General features: G+C 43.3%; 21 protein-coding genes and 1 riboswitch. Of the genes, 5 read left to right on the forward strand and 16 right to left on the reverse strand.

The features are described 5' to 3' along the window. Positions 1 to 198 precede the first annotated feature (198 nt). The gene (locus B050_RS0107230; RefSeq protein WP_018473236.1) at positions 199 to 984 is read right to left on the reverse strand and encodes a tetratricopeptide repeat protein; all 786 of its coding nucleotides are present in this window, start codon (positions 982 to 984) and stop codon (positions 199 to 201) included. A gap of 358 nt (positions 985 to 1,342) precedes the next feature. Here B050_RS0107230 and B050_RS0107235 point away from each other — a divergent pair, with 358 nt between their 5' ends. Then, positions 1,343 to 1,765: a hypothetical protein gene (locus B050_RS0107235; protein ID WP_018473237.1), complete on the forward strand. Its 423-nt coding sequence runs from the start codon at positions 1,343 to 1,345 to the stop codon at positions 1,763 to 1,765. Positions 1,766 to 1,790: 25 nt separating this feature from the next. Then, positions 1,791 to 2,852: a globin family protein gene (locus tag B050_RS0107240; protein WP_018473238.1), complete on the forward strand. Its 1,062-nt coding sequence runs from the start codon at positions 1,791 to 1,793 to the stop codon at positions 2,850 to 2,852. Positions 2,853 to 2,986: 134 nt separating this feature from the next. Here the strand turns inward: B050_RS0107240 and hisB are convergent, their stop codons facing one another. The 4 genes from hisB to hisG are packed head-to-tail and all read right to left on the reverse strand — an operon-like array spanning position 2,987 to position 7,371. Further along, positions 2,987 to 4,087 carry a bifunctional histidinol-phosphatase/imidazoleglycerol-phosphate dehydratase HisB gene (gene hisB, locus B050_RS0107250; protein WP_018473239.1) on the reverse strand — a complete coding sequence of 367 codons (1,101 nt, stop codon included), beginning with the start codon at positions 4,085 to 4,087 and terminating at the stop codon, positions 2,987 to 2,989. Between the two features lie 43 nt (positions 4,088 to 4,130). Beyond that, positions 4,131 to 5,192: a histidinol-phosphate transaminase gene (gene hisC, locus B050_RS0107255; RefSeq protein ID WP_018473240.1), complete on the reverse strand. Its 1,062-nt coding sequence runs from the start codon at positions 5,190 to 5,192 to the stop codon at positions 4,131 to 4,133. A gap of 2 nt (positions 5,193 to 5,194) precedes the next feature. Beyond that, on the reverse strand, positions 5,195 to 6,487 hold the full coding sequence (gene hisD, locus B050_RS0107260) for a histidinol dehydrogenase (RefSeq protein WP_018473241.1): 1,293 nt from the start codon (positions 6,485 to 6,487) through the stop codon (positions 5,195 to 5,197). 23 nt (positions 6,488 to 6,510) lie between these two features. Further along, entirely contained in the window at positions 6,511 to 7,371 is an 861-nt protein-coding gene (gene hisG / locus B050_RS0107265; RefSeq protein WP_018473242.1) for an ATP phosphoribosyltransferase, read from the reverse strand. Between the two features lie 17 nt (positions 7,372 to 7,388). Here hisG and B050_RS23735 point away from each other — a divergent pair, with 17 nt between their 5' ends. After that, complete coding sequence (locus tag B050_RS23735; RefSeq protein WP_018473243.1) at positions 7,389 to 7,520, forward strand: hypothetical protein; 132 nt, start codon at positions 7,389 to 7,391, stop codon at positions 7,518 to 7,520. A 129-nt stretch (positions 7,521 to 7,649) separates the two neighbouring features. On the opposite strand, the gene hemA is transcribed toward B050_RS23735, so the two are convergent. From hemA to B050_RS0107305, 7 genes are all read right to left on the reverse strand, one after another. Next, positions 7,650 to 8,891 carry a glutamyl-tRNA reductase gene (gene hemA, locus B050_RS0107275; protein ID WP_083923244.1) on the reverse strand — a complete coding sequence of 414 codons (1,242 nt, stop codon included), beginning with the start codon at positions 8,889 to 8,891 and terminating at the stop codon, positions 7,650 to 7,652. A gap of 745 nt (positions 8,892 to 9,636) precedes the next feature. After that, on the reverse strand, positions 9,637 to 9,993 hold the full coding sequence (locus B050_RS0107280) for a translation initiation factor (RefSeq protein WP_018473245.1): 357 nt from the start codon (positions 9,991 to 9,993) through the stop codon (positions 9,637 to 9,639). Between the two features lie 7 nt (positions 9,994 to 10,000). Beyond that, positions 10,001 to 10,849, reverse strand: coding sequence for a universal stress protein (locus B050_RS0107285; RefSeq protein WP_018473246.1), 849 nt, complete (start codon positions 10,847 to 10,849; stop codon positions 10,001 to 10,003). 378 nt (positions 10,850 to 11,227) lie between these two features. Continuing rightward, the gene (locus tag B050_RS0107290) at positions 11,228 to 12,139 is read right to left on the reverse strand and encodes a 1,4-dihydroxy-2-naphthoate polyprenyltransferase (protein WP_026235713.1); all 912 of its coding nucleotides are present in this window, start codon (positions 12,137 to 12,139) and stop codon (positions 11,228 to 11,230) included. A gap of 97 nt (positions 12,140 to 12,236) precedes the next feature. Then, the gene (locus B050_RS0107295; protein WP_026235714.1) at positions 12,237 to 12,836 is read right to left on the reverse strand and encodes a glutathione peroxidase; all 600 of its coding nucleotides are present in this window, start codon (positions 12,834 to 12,836) and stop codon (positions 12,237 to 12,239) included. Positions 12,837 to 12,992: 156 nt separating this feature from the next. Continuing rightward, complete coding sequence (argS, locus tag B050_RS0107300) at positions 12,993 to 14,783, reverse strand: arginine--tRNA ligase (protein ID WP_018473249.1); 1,791 nt, start codon at positions 14,781 to 14,783, stop codon at positions 12,993 to 12,995. Between the two features lie 21 nt (positions 14,784 to 14,804). Further along, positions 14,805 to 15,755 carry an arginase gene (locus B050_RS0107305; protein ID WP_018473250.1) on the reverse strand — a complete coding sequence of 317 codons (951 nt, stop codon included), beginning with the start codon at positions 15,753 to 15,755 and terminating at the stop codon, positions 14,805 to 14,807. A gap of 274 nt (positions 15,756 to 16,029) precedes the next feature. Continuing rightward, positions 16,030 to 16,133: riboswitch (SAM riboswitch) on the forward strand. A 127-nt stretch (positions 16,134 to 16,260) separates the two neighbouring features. Between B050_RS0107305 and B050_RS0107310 the strand changes: the two genes are divergently transcribed. After that, positions 16,261 to 16,749: a hypothetical protein gene (locus B050_RS0107310; protein WP_018473251.1), complete on the forward strand. Its 489-nt coding sequence runs from the start codon at positions 16,261 to 16,263 to the stop codon at positions 16,747 to 16,749. A gap of 197 nt (positions 16,750 to 16,946) precedes the next feature. Further along, the gene (locus B050_RS0107325; protein WP_018473254.1) at positions 16,947 to 18,338 is read left to right on the forward strand and encodes an arginine decarboxylase; all 1,392 of its coding nucleotides are present in this window, start codon (positions 16,947 to 16,949) and stop codon (positions 18,336 to 18,338) included. Between the two features lie 194 nt (positions 18,339 to 18,532). Here the strand turns inward: B050_RS0107325 and B050_RS0107330 are convergent, their stop codons facing one another. The 4 genes from B050_RS0107330 to B050_RS0107360 form a co-directional block, all read right to left on the reverse strand. After that, positions 18,533 to 19,663, reverse strand: a complete 1,131-nt coding sequence (locus B050_RS0107330) for an alanine racemase (RefSeq protein WP_018473255.1) — start codon at positions 19,661 to 19,663, stop codon at positions 18,533 to 18,535. A 10-nt stretch (positions 19,664 to 19,673) separates the two neighbouring features. Continuing rightward, positions 19,674 to 20,741 (reverse strand): alpha/beta fold hydrolase, encoded by a 1,068-nt coding sequence (locus B050_RS0107335; protein ID WP_044201933.1) that lies wholly within the window; start codon positions 20,739 to 20,741, stop codon positions 19,674 to 19,676. A gap of 260 nt (positions 20,742 to 21,001) precedes the next feature. Beyond that, positions 21,002 to 21,799 carry a pyrroline-5-carboxylate reductase gene (gene proC, locus B050_RS0107345; protein WP_018473258.1) on the reverse strand — a complete coding sequence of 266 codons (798 nt, stop codon included), beginning with the start codon at positions 21,797 to 21,799 and terminating at the stop codon, positions 21,002 to 21,004. Between the two features lie 384 nt (positions 21,800 to 22,183). Further along, positions 22,184 to 24,817 (reverse strand): valine--tRNA ligase, encoded by a 2,634-nt coding sequence (locus tag B050_RS0107360; RefSeq protein WP_018473261.1) that lies wholly within the window; start codon positions 24,815 to 24,817, stop codon positions 22,184 to 22,186. Between the last annotated feature and the right edge of the window lie 206 nt (positions 24,818 to 25,023).

A 25,023-nucleotide genomic window follows, 5' to 3' on the forward strand; every position in this document is an offset into this window, starting at 1 on the left:
CTCCGACTCTATTTTCCAATTTAGCCGGAGCACTTTCTTCCGATAATGCTACGCAGGTATCTTTTGGGTCAATTCCTGTGAAGAGTTTAGGAGGTTTGTCTGAAAGATAGGATAGCTTGTGATTTCTCCATTCAAAGTACCATCCTTGTAATTTTTTTTCTCTGATAGGAAGGGAAGCAGGAGGTGAAGAAGTTGGATTCATCGACATAATTTCAAATGTTCTTTGGCGAATTCACTGCCTTTATTGGCTGCTAGCTGGAGGTCTGCGCAAGCTTTACCGGGATTGCTGCTCATGATGCATACCGCGTGCCGCGCCAAGGCCTCATGATGCTTAGGATTATGCTTTAATACAAATTCAAAATCCTCTCTAGCCCAGTCGGTCATGCCCATCGAGAGCATAGCAAAGCCGCGATTATAATATGCCTTGATATTGTCCTCAGCATACATCAAATACATATTGAACTGAGAGGCACTTCCCATCGCATCGCCAAGATGAGCTTGCACTATTCCCCGATAAAAATAGGCTTTTGCCAACTTTGGCTCCAGCTCCGTTGCTTTTAGCAAAAAGAGATCTGCAGATTGGAAATTCTTATTTTTGATCATCGCTCGTCCAAGTAGAATCATAAGTTCCGCATCATCATCACGGTACCTGGCCGCCAGTAGCAAATTCTTTTCTGCCAAAATATAACTTCCCTGCTCCCAATATACCTTGCCGATCCCTGCATATGCAATGCCATCTTCAGGCTTCATTTGTAGTATTAACTTATAATCCATCAATGCATTATTCCAATCCTTCAATTGCTCATAAGCCATCGCCCTGAGCTGCAAAGCCTCGGTATTAGACATTTTCATAAATAACACCCAGTTGAGCTCCGAAATGGTTTTATAATATTGGCCCTGCGCAAAATGCCGCTCGGCTTCCTGCAGGCTGTGCCCACATGAACTCAGACTTAAAACCAGTACAACTAAAAACAGCTTTCTCATATCGTAAAGTTTAGTTATAAAACTAAATAAATAGTATCTAAAATGCAATAGTCTTTAATTATTTGTTTATCAGGATATTGCGTGCTGTGTCTGTTTTCCTTCTGCTTGGCCAGTCTTTTAGGGTTGGATTAGTTATGACTTGAAATTTTTATGGGGAAGGGGGAAAGACCGCTAGGAGATCGGATGGGATTAGCCTGGTTTGGAGAGATTTTATCCGGACTTTAGGCTAAGCCTATTTTTCATGTCAACTATCAAATGCTAATGGTAGAATCTGAATTTTTGGAAAATTTTATAGCATAGCAATCCAAAAAGCATTCAGGCCTCGTACATAGCCCAAACAACGTAAAAGAAACGAGCCATGATCAAAAAAATAATTATCGGAATCGGACTGATGGTCATCTTATTGGTGTCCATCCTTGCAGTCCATATATATATGGTGACCAGCAGCAAGCCCTCGGGGCCAAATTGGGCGATGAGCCAGATAGATTTTAATGAGGATATAGACAGCCTCAAGTCCGTGGCGGTGAGCGCGGGATTTTTGGATATGGATGGGCTTAAGGATGCTCGCGTCAACAGGGTTTCGGATTATATGGTGGTCTTATACGATCGTCAAAAACACAGTCCCCATGAACTAGTGAGCCAGATGAATTCCAAGTTTGACATGAAGGCCTCACTTTTTCAACCTAGTGAGTCGGAATTGGCTGCCAGCTGCCCCGCCATTGACAAGAGTTCCCTGACCTACCAGCTGGGCGGGTTCTTCCAAAAGATTTTTACTAACTAATAAATTTCACATAAACCTTTACAACATGAAAAAACTAAATCAATTTTCAATTTATCTCTTACTGATGACGGTGGTACTTTTCGCCTCATGTAATGATGATGATAAGATGGCCCAGCAGCCGGTGGATGATTCATTTTATGCGACCAAGCTTGGGGGAGAAATGAAGGTGGAAGATCCAGATATGCCTGGTCAGAAGATCGAGCAGGGCTATTTGAATCTTCGTACTGTGGTAGGAGGGACGGTAATGCTTGTTGCTTCCGACGAAAAATATACTGAGCTAAAGCCGTATTTCAATGTGCTCTTAGCCGAGGTAGGGGCCAATGATCTCTCTGGTTACACTGCATTGGTCAAGGATTTTACAGATTTGCTAGCAGTATCTACAGGAGCCGAAAATTTCGAATATTCAGGGATGAGCATGGTAGATGCGCATAATCCGGTGGCGAATGAGCGCATGAACGGTCTTATTGATAATGAAGATTTTGACCTGTTTATAGAGGCAGTGGTGCAGTCCGCTACAGAAGCGGGATTTGGAACTGCTGATATTCTGGGCCCAGTGGGTGACCTATTAGAAGGAACGCGTGAGGCCATCGTGCAGCGGCAAGATGAAACTATGGTGGATCTATATACCCGATTGGGAGGAACCGTAATGGTCACTGATCCCACGGATGATTCGCAAATGGTGGAGGCCGGATATGCTCCACTAAAAGCCGTGGTCACTGAGACCGTACTTTTGGTGGCTTCTGATCCAGAATTCGCTGATTTAAAACCTTATTTCCCTGTTCTCCTCGCTGAAGTAGGGGCCGGAGACTTATCAGGTTTCAATATATTAGTAGAGAACTTCAGCGACTTGCTGGCCCAATCCATAGGATCAACTAACTATAAATATGAAGGAATGAGCATGGCCGATGCCCATAATCCCGCCGTCAATGCGCGTATGACAGGCATGATTACCGACGATGATTATGATCTCTTTGTGCAGGCTATTGTAAAAGCCGCCACCAATAAGGGTGTGCCAGAGTCTGTCATTGGGGAGTTTGGCGCGCTGCTTAATAGTGCAGGCCTCCGTGGAGCAATTATCCAAGCTTAATTATAGATGAGACAAAAAAGTAAAAAGGCTTTCCATATTTGGAAAGCCTTTTATATAAATGCCTTAGTCTGGAAAAACCTGCTCACCTAGTAATTTGTAGATTAAAGGTGGGGAAAGCCTGAGCTTGCGGCGATTTAAAGCACTCCCTTAGTACTTGGAAGTTGATTTAGCGCTGCTATATCTCTTTTGACAGCCATTTTTATTGCTCTCGCCAGTGCTTTAAAAATAGCTTCTATTTTATGATGTTCGTTTTGACCTTCAGCTTTGATATTCAGATTGCATTTGGAAGTGTCACTGAAGCTTTTGAAGAAGTGATAAAACATCTCTGTGGGCATATCACCGATTTTTTCACGCTTAAATTCTGCCTCCCACATGGTCCAGGGTCTCCCTCCAAAATCGATGGCTACCTGAGCCAATACATCGTCCATTGGCAATAAGAACCCGTACCGATAGATTCCTTTTTTGTCACCTAAGGCTTTGAGATAGGCTTCGCCCAAGGCCAATGCCGTGTCCTCAATGGTGTGATGCTCATCGATATGCAGATCACCCTTTACCTTGATTTCCAGGTCTGTTCCACCGTGCTTACCGAGCTGCTCCAGCATATGGTCAAAGAAAGGTAAACCGGTGTCAATATCACATTTTCCAGAGCCATCAAGGTTTACACTGATTTGGATTTGAGTCTCTGAAGTGCTTCTTTCTACGCTAGCTTTACGGGCTGGAAGACGAAGGAATTCATAGATTTCATCCCAAGAAGTGGTGGAAAGTGAAGCTCCTTCAGCGGCTTCTTCTCCAATAAATATCGCCTTTGCACCTAGGTTTTGGGCTAGTTTTATGTCCGTATGACGATCACCAATGACGTAAGAATTGGCCATATCGTAATCGCTGCCCGCCATATATTCAATAAGCAAGGCAGTGCCAGGCTTCCGTGTAGGTGCATTTTCATGCTCAAAAGTCTTATCAATATGGATAGCAGAAAAAATCACCCCTTCCTGCTCCAGCGTTTTGAGCATTTTGTATTGGGCGGGCCAAAAGGTGTCCTCTGGAAAGGAGTCTGTACCCAGACCATCCTGATTAGTCACCATGACCAATTCATAGTCCGTTTCCTCAGCGATTTTTCTGAGATTAGAGATCGCTTTAGGTAGAAATTCTAGTTTTTCGAGGCTGTCCACTTGGAAGTCCACCGGTGGTTCCTTGATGATGGTGCCATCTCTATCTATAAATAATACTTTTTTCATTGCTGTAAAATGGTTTTGTGGTGTTAGCTTGATAGGGTTAGGATTAGTCAAATTGCTTAGAAATAAGACTCATCTCCTCCAGAAATCGCTCGTTTTCGGCTCTGGTGCCCACCGTAATCCTTAGGCAATCCGCACAAAGTGCCACTTTGGATCGATCTCGGATTATAATTCGCTTTTCGATGAGCGTTTCGTAGGCTTTCCTCGCGGCGGGTACTTCCACCAAAAGGAAATTGGCATGACTAGGATGAATTTTTTTGACGAAGGCCAATGCTAATAATCTGGATTTCAAATATTCTCTTTCTTCCAGAATTTCTTTTACCATCTTATCTTTTTTGGCCGTATTGTCCAAGGCCTCCAAAACCGTGTCCTGCGTAAGGCCACTGATATTATAAGGAGGTTTTATTTTGTTGAGAATAGCGATAATTTCCTCCGAGGCAAAAGCCATTCCTAATCGTAATGAAGCTAGTCCCCAAGCTTTGGAGAAGGTCTGCATTACCAATAAATTAGGCGAATGCGGCAGCTCCTCGATGAAGCTAGGCTCATCACTGAAGTCAATATAAGCCTCATCTACTACCACTAATCCATCATAGTTGGACAAGATGGTCATGATATCCGCTCGCTTGACCTTATTCCCGCTAGGGTTATTAGGTGAGCAAATGAAGATGATTTTCGTATCCTCATTTACCTCTGCCAGGATCGCATCCGGGCGGAGCTGATAGTCAGGGCTGAGCTCCACCTTTTTGATTTGGATATCATTGATATCCGCACTTACCTCATACATCCCGTAAGTAGGAGGTAGGATGATGATATTGTCTTTGCCGGGACGGCAAAAAGCCCTCATTAAAAGGTCTATCGCTTCATCACTACCATTTCCCAGGAATATCTGAGAAGGGGAAATATCCTTAATAATGCTGAGTTTGGCTTTGATCGCATACTGATAGGGGTCAGGGTATCGATTAAAATTCCCCTCGGTAATTGATCCGTATGGGTTTTCGTTGGCGTCCAGGAATACACCTTCTTTACCGGTATATTCATCTCTAGCAGAGGAGTAAGGTTTCAGCTCTGCTATATGTGGACGCAGGAGTTTTTTTAGATCAAAGGCCATCGTTACGCGTTGTCTTTTAAGTATTTTAAGCGAAGGCTTACGGCGTTTTTGTGCGCTTCCAGCTGCTCATTTCCTGCCATTACCTCTATAGTTGGACCTAGGTTTTGGATGCCTCGAGGGCTGATTTTTTGATAAGTAATTTTCTTAACAAAACTATCTAAAGAAACCCCGCTATAGTTTCGGGCATAGCCGTAAGTAGGTAGGGTATGGTTGGTGCCTGAGGCATAGTCTCCGGCGGATTCGGGAGTATAATTACCGATGAATACAGAGCCTGCATTCACGATATTTTTTATTATCTCATCCTCATTTTTCACCGCTATGATCAGGTGCTCAGGAGCATATTCATTGATCAGATCTATGGCTTGCTGCTGGTCGGGCATGATGACGGCGACACTATTGCTTAGTGCTTTGGCCGCAATGACCTGCCGAGGCAGTTTCTCCAGCTGCATTTCCACTTGTCGGAGTGCTTTTTCTGCCACCTCCTTGGTGTTGGTGACCAGGATCACCTGACTGTCCACGCCGTGTTCGGCTTGAGAAAGCAGGTCTGCGGCCACGAAAGCCGGTATAGCGGTCTCATCAGCATATACGAGTACCTCAGATGGTCCCGCAGGCATATCGATCGTGATTCCTTTCTTGGTTGCCAGTTGCTTAGCAGCCGTCACATATTGGTTTCCCGGTCCAAAGATCTTATCCACCTTAGGGACCGTTTCGGTTCCATGAGTCATGGCAGCGATGGCTTGCGCCCCGCCCACTTTGACGATTTTGGTGATGCCGATAAGATCCGCCGTATAGACGATGGCAGGGTGGATTTTCCCTTCCTTATTCGGTGGGCTGCAGAGTACGATTTCTTTACATCCCGCAAGGTTGGCAGGAATGCCCAGCATCAATACCGTGGAAAATAAGGGCGCCGTTCCTCCAGGGATATAAAGCCCTACTTTTTGGATGGCCACACTTCGCCTCATACAGGTCACGCCTTCCATCACCTCCATACTGAGGTCCTCGGTGGCTTGAGCCTTATGAAACTTCTCAATATTCACTCGAGCGATTTGAATGGCGGCCTTTAGCGAGTCATCCACCTTGGCCTTGGCCTCGGCTACCTCCTCAGGGCTTACCAATAAATCACGGATTTCCACATGGTCATACTCCAAAGCAAATTTGATAAGAGCCTTATCGCCTTGCCTTTTCACCTTTCGCATGATAGGCTTGACGATCTTTTGGATCTCTTTCATCTTCTGAACTGGCCTGGCCAGTTCTTTTTTCCATTCGCTCTGACTGGGATTGGTGATTACTCTCATTCGTATAGTTTTTGGAAAATCAATTATAAAACCATCTTCTCGATGGGCACTACCAGGATACCTTCTGCGCCTGCTGCTCTGAGCTCTTCAATGTTTTCCCAGAATTGGTCTTCATTGAGTACAGAGTGCACGGAGGACCAGCCGTCTTGCGCCAATGGCAGGATGGTAGGACTGCGCATTCCTGGGATCAAGGAGATGATCTTGTCTAATGAATCATTAGGAGCGTTCAAAAGCACGTACTTATTGCTTTTGCCAGTCTGAACGGCGTTGATGCGGAAGAGAAGCTTCTCCACGATCGCCATTTTTGCGGCGTTTAGTCCCTTATGGCTGATGAGGACAGCTTCAGATTTGAAGATTTCCTCCACTTCCTTCAAGCCATTCATCATCAAGGTGGAGCCAGAGCTCACAATATCACAGATGCCTTCTGCCAAACCAATGCTTGGTGCAATCTCTACAGAGCCACTGATTTCATGGATTTCTGCACTGATATTATTGGCGTTTAGATAGTCTCCGAGAATTTTGGTATAGGAAGTTGCAATGCTCTTGCTCTGAAAATAAGACAGCCCAGGATACTCTTCACCCTTTGGAATGGCCAAGGAAAGACGACATTTAGAAAATCCCAGTTTCTTCTGGATATCGACATCTTTGTCTTTCTCTACCAGCTCATTTTCTCCCACGATACCAAGATCAGCGACCCCATCAGCGACGTATCCAGGGATATCATCATCTCTCAGATATAAAAACTCAATTGGGAAATTGGTAGAAGTGGATTTTAGTTTTCCGGTGCCATTATAAAATTTGATGCCACACTCTTTAATCAGACGCAAGGAGTCTTCACTCAAACGACCGCTTTTCTGTACGGCAATGCGAATTATATTTTCCATGAAATAAAGATACGAATATGAATAGTTCTTTTAAGAAATTCTTTGAATCAATCGGGCTGCATCATAGCGGAATGCACAGCCACTGGGGCGATATGTATTTGTCCTTCCTCCTTAAGAGGAATGATGCAGGTGATGAACAGTCACAGTAGTCTGAACTGTAAAAAGTGGTTGTGATTTGCTATGTATTGCGTTGCTGTTCATGATAGTGATACAAAATTAAGCAGCTATCCTAATTATCCAAAAAATGATAAACTTTTTTCCTAAAGCTTAATAATTTATTAAAGAAAGGTCTGGTGGATTACCGAATTGAAATTCTCCCTTTCCTGCTCATTAGGGATGGATTTTAGGGAGATTACCGTTTTTTTGATAATCTTTTGGATCATTGAGTCCATTATTGTTTCATAATACCCTGAGGATTGATTTTCTATTTCCTTTCCAAATCGACTCAGTTCCTCCGTTTTTATTTGCTCCAAAGCCTTTTTTAAAAGTCGTACACTTCCCAGATTTTTATTGTGAGCGATCCATTGTAAATATTCCTGCTGATAGATTGCCAGAATCTCCTCCACCTGATAGATACATGCGGACTTCTGCTCCATCGTGGATTGAGTGACCTTGCTGATGTCATCCATATCATAGAGTACCATTCCCGGAGTCTGAGAGACGGCCGTCTCCACACTGCGAGGGATGGAGATATCCACGATGACCTTAAAGGGCTCTTTCCATAATAGGCTGTCGGCAGCACTGATTAAGGGGCTCTCCACCGTGGGCGTGGAGATGATAATATCAAAATCCGCAAGGCTGCTGGCTAGGTTCTCTAATGAGCGATACCTAAGTTTCGATCTATTCTTATTATTAAAATGATCCACCCGGCCTCTGGACCTATTGAAAATCTCAAGCTCGGTATGGCCCTTAGACATGAGGTGACGGCAGACCTTCTGTCCCATATCCCCAAAACCAATGATGGCGATTCTGGGGTTTTTGATCATAGAATAATACTCTTCGATCATATCGACCGCTGCGTAGGATGCCGAGCTGATTCCATTGCGGAAGGCCGTTTCCTGACTGATTTTTTTGTTGGCGCAGAACACCATCTGCATCAGGCGGTGAATGAAGGTCCCCGCTGTTGCGGTACTTTGGCTAAGCTGATAGGCAGCCTTCAACTGAGAGATGATTTGGGCGTCTCCTAGAATCTGTGACTCTAAGCCTGCGGATACCCTGAATATATAGTGAAGGATTTCATCCTCCTTTTCCATGAACAAAAATAATTCCCGAGCCTGATGGAGGTCTTGCCTCTTGAGCTTGCAGAGGATCTCAAGAGCTTGCATGGCCGCATGTTCCTCCCCGATAAGGAGAATCTCGGTTCGATTGCAAGTGGATAGAATCAGAATTTCCTGAATACTGGGATCAGCCTTTGCCCGCTCCAACACCGTCTGAGTTTCTGATGGGGTAAGTGCAAAATTTTCTCGATCAGAGATTGTGGTTCGTTGATGAGAAAGGCTCAAAAGTCGAAATTGCATCATTTTTCTCTCTTTAAATTTTGAAGCTAGCCCTTTTCGTACGCTTCAGGCTTCTTATAGCATTACCTACGCATTGCAGGCCATTTTTGGATTGATAGACTTTTGAAATAAGTGATAAAATAGTTTTAGCGAAGCTCAGGAATGAGGGTTCTACCTTAAAAAATAAACCCTCTCCATAGGCTACTGCATTAATTTCGCAGGACGTAGGAGTCGTAGGATCGGAAATGATAATAGAGTTTTGTACCGCTCAAAAAATAGCGCTGAGCTGATTTAGTCTAAAGGGTAAAAGCGTATACTATTCCCATTCTGCTAAGTCATTTGAAAGCCGGTAGTTTCTTTCAAGTTATGAGGATGAAATTATGTGCTATTCAAATACAAAATTCATATAGAAATTTCAAATTGATGGAAAAAATGTGGAAAGTCTGAAAGTTTATTTTTCATCCAGATAATAATTGCGGTTATCCTCCTTAACAGGTTATAAATTAGGTATTTATGGTTTGTTGATCGGCAAGATTATGGACTAGGGAAATTGGTGTTTTCTTTTTTAGGAAGTCTATAAAGCTATTAATTCGCGCTTATGGGAAATAATTTGGAGAAAGGCTAAATCCATTTTCGGTCCTCGATTCGTAAATGCTGGTAAGTTCACACGGTGGTGTGTGGTCTTGCCTGCGCAAGTAGGTTAAACAAAGTTTGTGGTTCCATTTTTTAAATTAAAAAAGGAGTGGCTTATTGGGCCACTCCTTTTTAGTTATCCGCCAGATTTTTTGGCTTTATACTTATTGCTTTGCAAGACTTGGAGGATCTTATCTCTATGATCCCCTTGGATGATGATTTCACCATCTTTGACGGTACCCCCAACGCCACATTTGGTTTTGAGCAGTTTGCCGAGGTCTTTGAGGTCATCTTCTGATCCGACAAATCCCGTGACGAGGCTTACTTGTTTGCCTCCTCGGGCTTTCTTGTCCAGCATTACTTTCAGGTTTTGCTGCTGAGGAGGGAGGGTTTCGGCATCTCCATCCTGCCCCTCTTCAAACTCAAAGTCATCACTGGTGGAATATACCACCCCATCTCTTTTTTTCCAGTCGTTGCTATTCTTTTTAGCCATTATACTATTATTTTATTTTCATGGTCCATACGGGGCGCTTGGCGTGGTTTACGACATCCTCCGCTATGCTGCCGCTGAGCAAATGCATGAAGCCTGTTCTTCCATGTGTCGCCATGGCGATAAGGTCGATATTATGGTCTTCAGCATATTCGGTGATTCCTTCTTCCTCCGTATCACTATTATAAATGTCAAAAGTAACATGTTCTAAGTGATTTTTGGCAATGAACTCCTGAACTTTGGTTCTGCTTTGGCGTGTGGTCTCGAAGGAGCTGGAAGTATTTATTTTCACCAAATGAAGTTCAGCATTCAGGCTGACCTGAAGTTTCTTTAATTGAGTGAAAATCGGCTGGTTTTCTTCGCTGAAATCACTGGCAAATAAGATGTTTTTGATATAACGAGGGTCGGACAGTCCCTTTATAGTAATTACGGGACACTTAGCATGTCGCACCACTTTTTCCGTATTGGAGCCTATTAGTAACTCTTCTAAACCGCTGCTGCCCTTGGAGCCCATTACGATCAGGTCTGCTTTGGTTTCAGAGATCTCGTTTGAAATGCCCGCATAGGGATTGCCAAAAATCATTTTGGTGGTAAACTTAAAAGGAAGATCAATATTTTCCTCTTTAAGTTCAGCCATCTGCACCTTTCGCTGCTCGATAAGCTCCATCATGAAGACATTTTGCATTTCATTGGAGCCGATGCCCACTTCGCCCATAGTGTTGAAAGTTTGCCCTGTTGGGATCTCTATCACATGGAGGAGTTTTAGATGGCTTTGATTGATAGTGGCAAGACCTTTTGCAAATGCGAGTGCGTTTTTGGACTCGGGAGAAAAATCATAAGGTACTAAAATGGTTTTCATGGCTGTTAGTTTAAAATTTCAATTGATATATGCTTAATAGACTACGGCATTTTCTATGCGTGTACTTTTTCTTAGGTTGACTTGAATTATCAGTCACGCAGAAAACTGTCAAAAGCTTAATTTCTACTCGCTGTCGAAGAGCAATTTTCCTTGTCCCAAGATCGATAGCTTTCCCTAAATTAAAGTACGAAAAAGAAGTAGTAAAGGCCAGTCTATTTTCATATAATAACTACCAAAATCAGGCCTAAATTATCTGATTGAAAGCATATTTTTGAAATCTCAAATAACACAGCCCTATAGAGCTCTTATTTTAGTATATAGGATTTGGTTTTTAGAAGGGTGGATAAAGTCCAAAGAGGCCTGAGAGCCTGTTTTGTCCTAGAGGAGGATAAGTCCCGCGCCAAAGATCATGACCCATAGTAAGGTAGCAAGGGCCATTTTTTTAAGATAGGGATCTAGCTCTTCCGAGCTGGTTTTTGCCTGCACTTGATAGGCAATATAAAACATCCTGGGAAAAACTACCAAGGCCCACAGGGCTCCAGGAGCAGATTCCAGCCAAGCAAAGCCAATCAGGGCGAGGTTGCCTATGATCACTAGGGACCAATTATATATCACCGCTTTAGTGCGGCCAATGCGCACTGGAATGGATTTCTTTCCCGCTTTTGCATCTGAATCTATATCCCTGATATTATTGATATTCAGTACGGAGGCGCTAAACAGTCCCAAGGAGATGGCGGGCAAAATAACGCTGGTAGAGAAGGACATCGTGTGGAGATAATACACGCCAAACACACCCACCAAGCCGAAAAAGATAAATACCGAAATGTCTCCCAGGCCCATATATCCGTAGGGATTGGAGCCAGAAGTATAGTTGATAGCAGCGATAATAGAAAGTATGCCTATAGCGAGAAAAGCGAAGAAAGTGGTCCAGGTGTTGATGGCAAAATACAATAGAGCAAGGCCGCAAAAAAAGGATATTACCGCCAATAGGATCATGGCTTTTTTCATTTCCTCGGGCTTGATCACACCAGACTGTACCGCTCGTATTGGCCCTTTTCGATCTGCACTATCTGCCCCATGGATGCTGTCCCCATAGTCATTGGCGAGGTTAGATAGGATCTGAATCAACGTGGTGGTGAGGGCTGCCAAAGCGGCCACTTCCCAGCGAAATAAACCGTGAAAATAGGCTATAAAGCTGGCCATAAATATACTGGCAAGCGCCAGAGGAAGGGTGCGCAGCCTGATCGCATGTAGCCAAGCCTGACTTTTTGTTTGAAGAGTAATGTCCACTGATAAGGAAATAAATAAAGGCAGCCTCAAAATTTAAGATGTGAGCAATTTCCCCTCCATCTTAAGGTGTTCTGAGGCTGCCTTTAGCCATACAATTTTATGATTCAATCACCGAAATAATTTCTTCGTCCATCGGTTTTACGGAGGATTGGAAGAACTTCTTCAGCTCTCCATTCTCGTCAATATAGTATTTGCAGAAATTCCATGTTGGCTCTTCGTTATTCCAGCCGTTCAGGTCCTTATCTGATAACCAACGGTAAAGAGGATGCTTATCAACGCCCTTTACGGATACTTTCTGAAACATCGGGAAGGTCACTCCATAATTTCCAGTACAGAATTTCTTGATATCATCATTCGTCCCCGGTTCCTGACCTCCAAAATTGTTGGCAGGAAAGCCCAGGATGGCGATTTTATCCCCATACTTTTCATTGAGTTCCTGAAGCCCTTCATACTGCGGGGTATAGCCACATTTAGAAGCTACATTCACGATCAGTACTTTTTTGCCCTTATACTTGCTGAAATCCACCAAATTGCCATCGATATCTTCGACTTTGAAATCATAGAATGATTGTTCGTCCTGCATAGTTGATTCTTCTTGAGTGCTGAGACCCGCGATGCCTGCGGATTGCGTGTTTTTATTTTCGCCACTGCATGCTGCTAATAGCACCGCGGTCATAAGAACTAATACTTTTTTCATGGTATGGTATATTTTCAGGTGAAAATTATTTTTCGTAAATATCAAATCTGCTAAAAGCTCTGAACATTCACTTTTAATCATTCATTATTGGCCTTTGCTGCTTAGCTCGATGCTTTAAATGAATAGGGGATGTTCTGAAAGCTACAGACAAACCATTTACATTTTTTCGGGAACCTTTATCCCTAACAACTTCATCCCTGCCTTTAAAGTTCTCGCCACCTGGCTGCTTAAAGCCACGCGGAAAGCTCTTACTTTTTCGTTCCCCTCACTAAATATAGGAAGTTCTGCATAAAATCGGTTGTACTCTTTCGCCAAATCAAACAGGTATTGTGCGATGATGCTTGGAGAAAGTTCCTCTCCGGCCTGTGATATTTTCTTCTCAAAACCATTCAGCGCCATGATCAGCTCCTGCTCAGCAGTCTCTATATGCTCCAGTCCCTCAAATCCCGCAGGGGAATAATCCACTCCTATTTGGTTTGCTTTGCGGAGAATAGAAGAGATCCTCGCATGGGAATACTGAATGAATGGACCTGTATTTCCCTGGAATTCTATGGATTCCTGAGGATTAAATAGCATTCGTTTTTTAGGATCTACTTTCAGCAGGAAGTATTTTAAAGCTCCTAAGCCCAGCATTTCGTATAGTTGATCGGCTTGCTCCTGGGAGAATCCCTCGATCTTGCCCAATTCCTTGGTGTGACTGGCTGCCGTATCGATCATTTCCTGGATGAGATCATCCGCATCCACCACTGTACCCTCGCGGGATTTCATTTTGCCGGTAGGCAGATCCACCATCCCATAGGAGAGGTGGTACAAGCCATCTCCGTAAGGTCGATCTAGTTTTTTCATTATTTTGAACAATACATCGAAGTGATAATCTTGCTCATTGCCCACCACATATACTGATTTGCTGATATTGAAATCCTGGTATTTAAGGTCTGCGGTGCCCATGTCTTGGGTGATATAGACGGAGGTGCCGTCTCCGCGAAGGACGAGTTTCTCGTCCAAGCCTTCCTGCGTAAGGTCTGCCCAGACGGAGTTATTGTCTTTTTTGAAGAAAACCTTCTTCTCCAAGCCTTCTTCTACGATATCCTTACCTAATAGATAGGTGTCTGACTCATAATAATATTGGTCAAAGCTCACCCCCATTTTTTCATAGCTGCGATCAAAACCTTCATATACCCAGCTGTTCATGGTTTTCCATAGGCTCACCACTTCTTCATCTCCTGCTTCCCACTTACGTAGCATTTCCTGGGCTTCTAGGATGAGTGGTGCCTGCTTCTTGGCCTCTTCTTCAGTGGCGCCTTCAGCCATCAATGCGGCGATTTCTTTCTTATACGCTTGGTCAAAAAGCACATAATACTTGCCAGCAAGGTGATCACCTTTCAGACCTGAGCTTTCGGGAGTCTCTCCATTGCCAAAGTGCTGATAGGCCACCATGGATTTGCAGATATGGATTCCGCGGTCATTTACCAGGTTGGCTTTTACCACTTCATAGCCATTCGCCGCTAAGATCTCAGCTACTGAGAAACCCAAAAAGTTGTTTCGAAGGTGTCCCAGGTGCAAAGGCTTATTGGTGTTGGGAGAGCTGAATTCTACCATTACCTTTTCGCCCTTGGCAGGAAGCTGCCCTATATTTTCGTTTTTATAAAGCTTCTCAAAAACCGATAACCATGATTGCTCATTGACGGAGATATTCAAGAATCCCTTGACGACATTAAATGCACTGACCACTTCACAATTTTCCAATAGATAAGCGCCGATCTTTTCGCCGCTTTCTTCGGGTTTCATCCTAGTGAATTTCAAGAAGGGAAATAATACAAAAGTATAGCTACCCTCAAATTCCTTGCGGGTGGGCTGCAGCGCCAGGTCCTCAGCACTTACTTGATGGTCAAAGGTGTCTGCAAATGCCTTGCTTATTGAATGAAGTATTTGTTCTTGAATGGTCATTCTCTTATATAATATAATGTGTCAAAAGTTGCTAACAAGCGATTGGGTCGTGGACTCCAATATATCAAAAGCGGTCTCCGCCATGACGTTCTCAGAATCCAGGGTTGGGTTTACCTCCACAATTTCCCAGCAACATACTCTTTTATCTTTTATTAAAGTCTCATTGAGGTGTAAGGCCTCCTCCACCGTAAGCCCATCGGGCACAGGAGTGCCAGTGCCGACCGATATGGAGCTGTCCAGGCTGTCCACATCAAAGGAGATATAGATCTGATCACAGTCCTTAAGGATAGCCAATGCCTCGGCAGCGATTTTTTCTATTCCTTTTTGCCTCACCTCTGCGGTCCTGAAATTCTTTATCCCATGTTTCTTTATCAGATGCTCTTCGGGGGATTCGGTGTCGCGAACCGCAATATAAATGATGTCCCCGGCCTTGATTTTGGGGAAGTCTCCGCCGATGGCCTTGATCTTTTCCCAATATTTTTTTTCTTCCTCCGAAGGTGATTTTACTTGGCATTCCAGATTGTCCTCCTGAAGGCACATGCCGAGCGGCATTCCATGCATATTGCCGGTGGGGCTGGTGTATGGGCTATGAATGTCTGCGTGTGCATCGATCCATATGACGCCTAGGCGCTTGTCCGGGTCGGCAGCTTTAATGCCCATGATGGTGCCAGCCGCCGTGGAATGATCACCAGCCAGGACGATGGGGAATTTCTTTTTAAGCCTTAAGGCTTTTATCGCATCATGGACGCTGGATAATACCTCATACACGCCGTCGATATATTTGGCATTCGGGAAAGCGTTGCCTTTCCAGAGGTAATTATTAGAATCCTTGACGCTGATCGGGTCAAACTTCGTGAAAAAGTCGGATTTTTTGTCCAAGCTGGCGACTTTGAGCGCATCGATGCCCAAGCTGGCGCCACGGGTGCCTGCGGCCAATTCTGATCGTACTTCTACTAGTTTGATGTCTCTCATAGATTTTCGATTCACTACATGAATTTGGGGCATATCGTTTTCAGCATTTCCTCAAATCCCATTGGTGGTACAAAAGTAGTCAAAAAACTACATTTTTTTTCGGTATTATAATAATTGGATTTTCAGCGATTTTTCGGGCTTTAAAGCCATTTGCCAAGGGGGAGATTTAGAAGGAGAAATAATTCCCTACAAAATCTATAGGGAAATTAGTTTTTGAAAAAATATATTGTACCTTTGAAGAAGTTATTAGTGAGCGGCGCAAAAGCAATTCACTGATTTATACCGAATAGGGGAGAGAACAGGCTCATAGATCCTATAGCAACCTATCCAAAGAAAAGGTGCTAAATCCTGCCTAAATCATTTAAGGAACTATAAATTAAAAATGCCATGAAGATGTTTAAAGCCTTTCGAATGCAAGTTTTTGCCACTAATGTTCGCCGCTGCTGTTGTTGAAATTGACACAGCCTTTTAAACAAAAACTAATAATTATTAAAATCTAAGAATCATGACAGCTATCGCTTCAAATTATAAAGTATCACAAAACGAAACCATCTTCAGCTTCCAATCCGTAATCAGAAATAATAATAAGGAAGTCAATGAGCTAAATGTAAGAGAGTATTTGGCTTCTAGATCCGATGTGGAATTGGAAGGTCAGGGCACTTTTTCATTTGGTAATTATGCAGGTGTGAACAAGGAGTTTAATGCGGTGTATTTTAACCTTAAAGGAAATCTGTCGGAGCATTATGCTTTCTTCAGAGGCTTGGTTCTGGCAGGACAGCCCAATGAATTGTTTTTGGAAAGTGTCCACGAAACTAAAAGCTTCACTCTGAAATTTTATAATAAAAATGAGGCAGTCGCAAAAAAATACCTCGAAAAGTTATTCAAAATCGTAGAAGATGAACTGAGATTCAAACAAGTACTAAGAAAAGTCCTTGTGAATCAAGAAAGACATAAGCTGGAAGAAAAGCTGCTTTTCAATGAGCTATCTAATTAAATACAATGATAAACCACTAATAATGACCATAGTAAAACTCCTTTCTCATCTGCAGAAAGGAGTTTTTGTTTTTTATAAGCAGGCATGAATTTTGGAAGAGCTGGTAATAGTTACTATTTTATGAAAAATAGCTGTTTGAATTTTAAAGAATTGAATGCAACTTTCGATCCTAAAACACTAAATCTTTTCAGTGCCTAATGAACAAATACATTGATTTAATTCAGCAAACCTTTGATTTCCCCACGAGAGAATTCAAAGTGGAAGATGAAAAGCTTTTTTTTAATGGCGTAGATCTCATGGATATCATTGAGACGTATGGAACTCCGCTAAAACTAACTTACCTTCCTAAAATCAGTGAGAGCATACAAAATGCGAAAACTTACTTTAATAATGCGATGGAAGCCCATGATTACCATGGTAAGTACACCTATTGTTATTGTACCAAATCATCCCATTTCAAGTTCGTTCTGGATGAGGCACTGAAAAACGACATCCATATCGAAACCAGCTCGACCTTTGACATTCCACTCGTGAGAAGCTTGTACGAACAAGGCAAAATCACCAAGGATACGCACATCGTCTGCAACGGTTTCAAAAGGGATCTGTACAAGCAGTATATCACCGAGCTCCTCAATGATGGATTCAAAAACTGTATTCCTGTTTTGGACAACCTCACTGAAATTGATTATTATCTGGAGCATGTGAAGGTGCCTTTTCAGGTCGGCATACGTATCGCCGCCGATGAAGAGCCTAAGTTTGGCTTCTACACTTCCCGTCTGGGCGTGAGATATAAGGATATAATCGACCTGTATGAGACCAAAATAAAGGATAATCCAAATGTGAGCCTGAAAATGCTCCATTTCTTTATCAATTCGGGCATTCGTGATACTGCCTATTACTGGTCTGAGCTTACGCGATTTATACAGAAATATGTGGACCTCAAAGCCATCTGCCCCGAATTAGACACTATGGATATTGGTGGTGGCTGGCCCATCAAGACCAATGTATTCTTTGATTATGATTACCAATATATGGCGGATCAAATCATCAAGAATATCAAGTGGATGTGCGCCAAGAATAATACGCAGGAGCCCAATATCTTCACGGAATTTGGAAGCTATACTGTTGGAGAAAGTGGAGCGGTTCTCTATTCTATCTTGGAAGAAAAACTCCAGAATGACAAAGAGCTTTGGTATATGATCGATGGGTCCTTCATCACTCAATTGCCAGATAGCTGGGGACTGAATCAAAAGTATATTATGCTGGCGGTAAATAACTGGAAGGAAGAATATCATAATATCAACCTAGGTGGCCTGACCTGCGATAGTATGGATTACTATAATTCGGAGGCTCACCAATATAATATTTACCTCCCAAAGAAAGAGGACAAAAAGACACCTCAGTACATTGGGTTCTTCCATACGGGGGCCTATCAGGAGTCTCTAGGTGGATATGGAGGGATTCAGCATTGCCTGATTCCTGCACCCAAGCACGTCCTGATCGATAGAGATACAGATGGGTCTGTCACTCATAGGCTGTTTGCAGAGGAACAAAATAGTGCGAGTATGCTAAAAACCTTGGGCTATTAAGACCAGAACTGCACTTACCTAATCATAAAAAAGGGTTTACTTATTTCGATAAGTAAACCCTTTTCTTATTTTATAGGATTGTTGATCATGAAGTTATAGGCCTATTAGTGACTATAAAGCACCGAGAATGCGATGTACATACTGATTCAACCTTCCACTTTTCCTCCTCATTAAATGAGGAGGATTTGTCTATTTTAGAGATTTCGGTAGAAGCTGTTTTGGCCCTTAAAGTGATCCACTTTTTCGCCTTTTAGATTCATATATCCGCCCATACAGTCTGCCGTCATGCAGCTATGAACGGGCAGGATCCCAATGAGTTCTCCCAGATGTACTCGATCGATAATGGCCTTAGGTGCCTGCAATACCCCATGTTCTTGGCTGATGCTTTTTACGATGGCAGGCTCTTCTAAAATCTCCCATCCATCCTCATGAATAAAGACCACTTCACCATAGGATTTTTGACCATTAGGTAAGATCAGAACATCCTTGGATAAGTGTACTCCTCCGCCATGAACGAGGATTTCATTTTTATGCTTTTTGATATCCACGATAGGTGCTGCCAAAGCCACAGCAATATCCTCCTTGGTACAGCTGCCTAAAGCGGCTTGTGTAAGGTCATAAAAAATAAAGTTTCCCGGACCTACCTCATCTATTCCTGCAAAATCCTGCTGAATAGAACAGCTAGGGGTATCTCCTAGACGGATTACGAGATCTGGAAATTCAGAATTATATTTGTCCTTCAGCATGGTCAGGGCCGAGGTAGTTTGATGATAGATGGCTTGGATTTCCTCAGGGCTGCTATGGTAAGTATGTCCGGCATGAATATAAAAGCCTCTGAACTTAAGTTTATTCGTTTTGAGAGAGGTTCTAAGAATGGCCTCTATCGTCCCAAAATCACTGACTTCCACTCCTGTACGGCCATATCCGGCATCTATCTCTATGAAATACCCTACCTGCTGTAGCAAGTTATCTGCTAGCAGACCTGCGGTGGCGGCATTGACGAGTTGGACCGAGATGGACTGCTCCGCAGCGAGGCGATTGAGCTTGGTGATCTCCAGCGGGTTAAAGGGAAAGGCAATATGGATATTTTCCCATAACTGAGGCAGGAAATATTCGGCAGCATATATGCTGGAAACGGTGATTTCTGTGACCCCATATTCCTTATACCATTCGCCAATATGCCTGGATTGATGGGTTTTGAAGTGGGGGACGAGGCGAGTGTGAGACTTTTTGGCCTTTTCACTCATTTTTTTAAGATTATTTAATGCTTTCTTTTCATCCAGAAATAAGGTGGGTGCGGTAATGATTGGATAGGGTAAAATCATTTATAGGTTATTAGTGGGTACTTGATTTCTGTGAAGCACTAGGGTCTTCCAGAAGCTGACCTTCAGCATCAGATGGTGCTGGGATGTGTAGGGTGTTTTGTAAATAAGCAATACTGGCTTCGAGTACCTTATCCCAGTTTGGGTTGGTGATGGAAGAGCCGATTACATGGTCTCCCGCATCTGGGAAGGCTTTCTTTGCCTTTAGGTTTTCTGGACTGTTGACTTCCTGGTACATTTCTATCATTGCAGGGACAGATACCACCTGGTCTTGGTGCTCCTTATCCTTGAAATAATAACCTAGAAATAAAGGCTGTTTTATATTGGTAAAGGTCTCCTCATTCATTCGGCTATAAACCAGCTGAGCGAGGGTTTTGTAGGCATTGATATGATACTGTTCCGACCAGTATTTTGCCTTATCGCCTGTGCGTGGACTGAGGACCACCTGGTCATCATTGGTGCCAAATTGCTCAAAAAGCCATCCCTGCCATGGGCTAAAGAAGGCTTCAAGCTGATTTCCGTAATCTCTAATGCATGGGGAGTAGAGGATGATCGCCTCGATATCCTCACGCTCGGAGGCCACCAAAGTCGTCAATGCTCCGCCCATGGAAGTACCTATGATTATGACTTTTTTACCTAGGCTCTTACCTATCATAAAAGCCTCCCGTGCCCCATCTGCTAAGATATCAGCAGTTAGGTATTCGAAGGCATTGGGCCGGTCTATACCGTGCTCAGGCAATCGCGTCAGGTAAAGGTTGGCTCCAAAATGGGCGGCAAGCTTCCGGTGGACCGGATCTCCTTCCATCTGGCTGGCGCCAAATCCATGAATATATACGAATGAGTATTCTGTAACCGCTGGATTTAGACTGTCAGCCCAGACGATCCTTGCCTCATTATTGGGTTTGAGTCCTTTTACTGTATCTTCTTTATGAGTGACATACTGCTCGAGCGCTGTCAAATCTGTCGGCACGCTTGGATAGCTGCCTTTTAAATCGCTGAATTCTTCTTTTGGTCCCAACATATATCCAACTACCAAAATAATAGAAATAGAGAGTAGAATCGGTAAAAGTTTCTTGTACATGATATCCTATATGAGATAATATAGTAAATCTACTGGGTTTTCTAATTTTATCCTACCAATAAATATCATTATTAGCCATTTATAAGGCCTTAAGGAGGTGTATTTACGGGTATTGGGCATGGATTTCCCATATTTCTCCCTTAAACCACTACTTTTCATAAATAATAATGAGGATTCCCAGGTTTTGAAAAAAAATAGCAGCAAACTACCTCTAATCGGGATATTCTGCTGCTATTATTGCTGTTTGAAGCTAGTTGTTTTTACTTTTCTATTTTCTCATAAGAGGCCAATACACCTTTTACCATGGCTGCACTGAAGCCATGATGTTCCATTTCGTTTAGACCGACGATGGTGCAGCCTTTTGGTGTGGTCACCTTATCAATGGCCGCTTCTGGGTGGATGCCTTTCTTGATGATCAGCTCAGCAGCTCCTTTTACCGTTTGGTTTACGATATCATTGGCCGTCTTAGCATCAAAGCCAATCTGAATACCTCCCTGAGTCATCGCTCTCATAAATCGTAATACATAGGCAATTCCGCAGGCTCCCAATACCGTGGCGGCTTCCATCAGGTGTTCCTCGATCAGAATGGATATCCCAATGCTATTGAACACCGCTTTGACCTCTGCTTCCACCGCCGGGCTGGCATGCTGAGAGCAGATGCAGGTAATAGACTCCTGGATATCTGCCGCTATATTTGGCATCGCCCGGAATATGGCGGTGTCCTTAGGAAGATGGATGGCCATCTCCTCCAGGGTGACTCCGGTGGCAAGGGAGATGACCGTTTGGCTGGCGGCATCCAGTTCAGGAGATATTTCTTTCAATATCAAAGGTATATTATAAGGTTTTACCCCCAATATCACCAAATCTGCCGCCTTTGCAGCAAGTTTATTGTCCGAGGAGACATTTACCCCCAGGGCTTTGAGATGAAATAAGCTGTCTGGCTTCCTTCGGGTTACCCATAAGTTATTGCCATCAAAGCCTTCTGTGTCTAATAATCCATTGACGATCGATAGACCCAAATTACCACAGCCAATAATGGCTATCTTTAGATTTTTCATTTTGTAATAATATGAAATAGAATGCTATCCTTTTGTGATTGTAAAAATAAGCCAATCATTTGGATGTTGCTTTGATCAGGGATAAATAATTTGAGCATTAATCATCGCTTAAGTAGGAAGAGAATTATCCCCCTTCCTATTTAGCTCTGGTAGAAATGAGCTTCATGGCTCATCCACTTCCTTTGCCCGTACTTTGGCTTAGGTTCGATCGGGGATCTGTGGATAGAGATTTAGTTATAGTTGGGGAGCGTGGAGGTAGATCAGGTTTTGCCGAATGGCTTCTAGGTGGTTTTGGGGAAGTGTTTCCTTACTTGGGTGTTTATTTGAGAAAAAAAAAGGAGACCTCAGTGAAGTCTCCTTAATTATTGTTAGTCAGTGTTTGTCTTAGCTTAATTTGGCAAGACTATCTTCCAAGGTTTTGATTTTTGCCTCTGCATCGGCCTGCTTCTTTTTCTCGATGGCGACCACTTGGTCGGGGGCATTATTCACAAAGCGTTCGTTGCTTAGTTTTTTGACCACACCGTTTAGGAAGCCCTTGGTATATTCTATTTCTTTTTTCAGGTTTTCCTTTTCCGCTTCCACATCGATGGACTCATTGAGTGGGATGAAGAATTCATCAGACTTCACCACAAAACTCAATGCACCTTCCACAGAGTCGCCATAGCTTACCGATTCTAAATTGGCAAGTTTGGTGAGGATAGCCTCGAATGACTTATATAAGTCAGGGCTCTGCGTATTGATAGTGAGTGCAAAGGCTTCTTTAGGAGAGATCCCTTTGGAGGCCCTTATATTTCTCACCTGAGATACCACCTCGAATACCTGCGCGGCATCGGTGATCATCCCTTGATTGTATTCATCCGCCTTTGGCCAAGGAGAAACGATCAGCGCATTTTTCACATCACGGCCCTTGATCTGATGCCAAAGTTCCTCGGTAAGGAATGGCATAAATGGATGAAGTACCTTCATGATTTTTTCGAAAAACGCCAGCGTTTTTTCGTAAGTCTCCAAGTCTATTGGCTTCTGATACTCAGGCTTAATCATCTCCAGGTACCAGGAGCAGAAGTCATCCCATACCAATTTATAGGTGCTCATCAGGGCATCAGAGATTCTAAACTTGCTGAAATGGTCCTCTATCTCTTCCAGCGCTTGGTTAAAGCGACTTTCATACCATAGAATGGCAGTTTGATTTTGATGATTCTGAATAGAAGAATCCACTTCCCAGCCTTTTATTAGTCGGAAGGCATTCCATATTTTATTAGCAAAATTACGTCCTTGCTCCACCAGTTTCTCATCAAAAGGCAGGTCATTTCCCGCTGGCGAACTAAACAACATCCCCGTTCTTACACCATCTGCCCCATAGATCTTGATCAGTTCCAATGGATCAGGGGAGTTACCCAGAGATTTTGACATTTTTCGCCCTTGCTTATCACGGACTATACCCGTCAGGTAAACATTTCTGAACGGTTTTTCGCCCATATATTCATAGCCTGCGATGATCATTCTTGCCACCCAGAAGAATAGAATCTCAGGAGCGGTCACCAGATCATTGGTAGGGTAGTAGTATTTCAGGTCTTCATTTTTTTCGCCTGTGGCAAATACATTCGGATCAAAAACCGAGATCGGCCACAGCCAAGAAGAAAACCAGGTATCAAGTACATCCTCGTCTTGTTTTAAGTCTGCCAGTTTATAGTTTTCACCATACTTTTCGTTCGCCACCACTAGAGCCTCTTCGGCGGTTTTGGCGACCACATATTCCCCATTAGGAAGGTAGAATGCAGGGATCTGGTGGCCCCACCATAGCTGACGGGAGATACACCAGTCACGGACATTGTCCATCCAGCTGCGGTACATGTTCTTGAATTTCGGAGGATAAAGGGCGATGACATCGTCCATTACAGCCGTCAAAGCGGGCTTAGTGATGTCCTCCATTTTTAGGAACCACTGCAAAGATAGCTTAGGCTCAATCACCGCATCGGTCCTTTCAGAATGCCCCACATTGGAGGTGTATTCCTCTTCTTTTGCCAGCTGACCCGCTTCTTTCAGCAGTTTGGCTATTTTCTTTCTGGCGATAAAGCGGTCTTCACCCACCAGAATCTGAGCTTTCTCATTTAGCGTCCCATCATCTGCGATGATGTCTATGACCTCCAGCTTATGTCTAATGCCGATTTCGTAGTCATTTACATCATGGGCAGGAGTGACTTTCAGACAGCCAGTACCAAATTCCACATCTACATAATCATCCTCTAAAATCGGGATGCTACGGTTGATAAGTGGTATGATAGCTTTTTTGCCTTTTAGATGAGCAAATCGACTGTCATTTGGATTTATACAGATGGCCGCATCGGCCATGATCGTCTCGGGACGAGTGGTGGCGATGGTGAGCGTTTCATCCTCACTGCCTTCTATTTTATAGTTGATATAATATAGTTTTGACTGAATCTCCTTAAAGATCACCTCATCATCAGATAAGGCAGTCTTACCCTGGGGATCCCAGTTTACCATACGGATACCACGGTAGATTTTGCCCTTATTATGCAGGTCCACAAATACACTGATAACTGCCTCGCTAAGGTCCGCATCCATCGTAAACTTGGTACGGTCCCAGTCACAGGAGGCGCCTAGTTTCTTCAGCTGCTCCAGGATGATTCCCCCATATTTCTCCTTCCACTCCCAGGCATAAGACAAAAATTCCTCCCTATTTATGGACTTTTTGTCAATACCCTTTTCCTTAAGCATGGCCACCACCTTAGCTTCGGTGGCTATAGACGCATGGTCAGTGCCAGGAACCCAGCAGGCATTTTTGCCTTCCATTCTAGCCTTTCTGATCAGCACATCCTGCAAGGTATTATTCAGCATATGCCCCATATGCAGAACTCCTGTCACATTTGGCGGAGGAATGACAATGGAATATGGCTCCTTATTATAATCTACGCTGGAACTGAAAAGCTTATTTTCCATCCAGAAATCATACCATTTGGACTCAGCTTCTGAAGGGTTATATTTTGTGGATAAGGACATAGTCGATGTTATATTGTAGCAATATGAGTTTCTATCAAGGTGCAAAAATAATAGAAATATTTTTCAAGGCCTTAAATTCTGCTCAATAAGAGTAGTAATATACCGCTTTCTGCACGGAATCCTCCCTCTGCTAAGTTCCTGGACGCAGCAGATTTTGATTATTTACGCATAGTCAGACCTTATATCAGGGGACGGGTTGCCTGGAT

This window comes from Echinicola pacifica DSM 19836, from assembly GCF_000373245.1.
Classification (GTDB): domain Bacteria; phylum Bacteroidota; class Bacteroidia; order Cytophagales; family Cyclobacteriaceae; genus Echinicola; species Echinicola pacifica.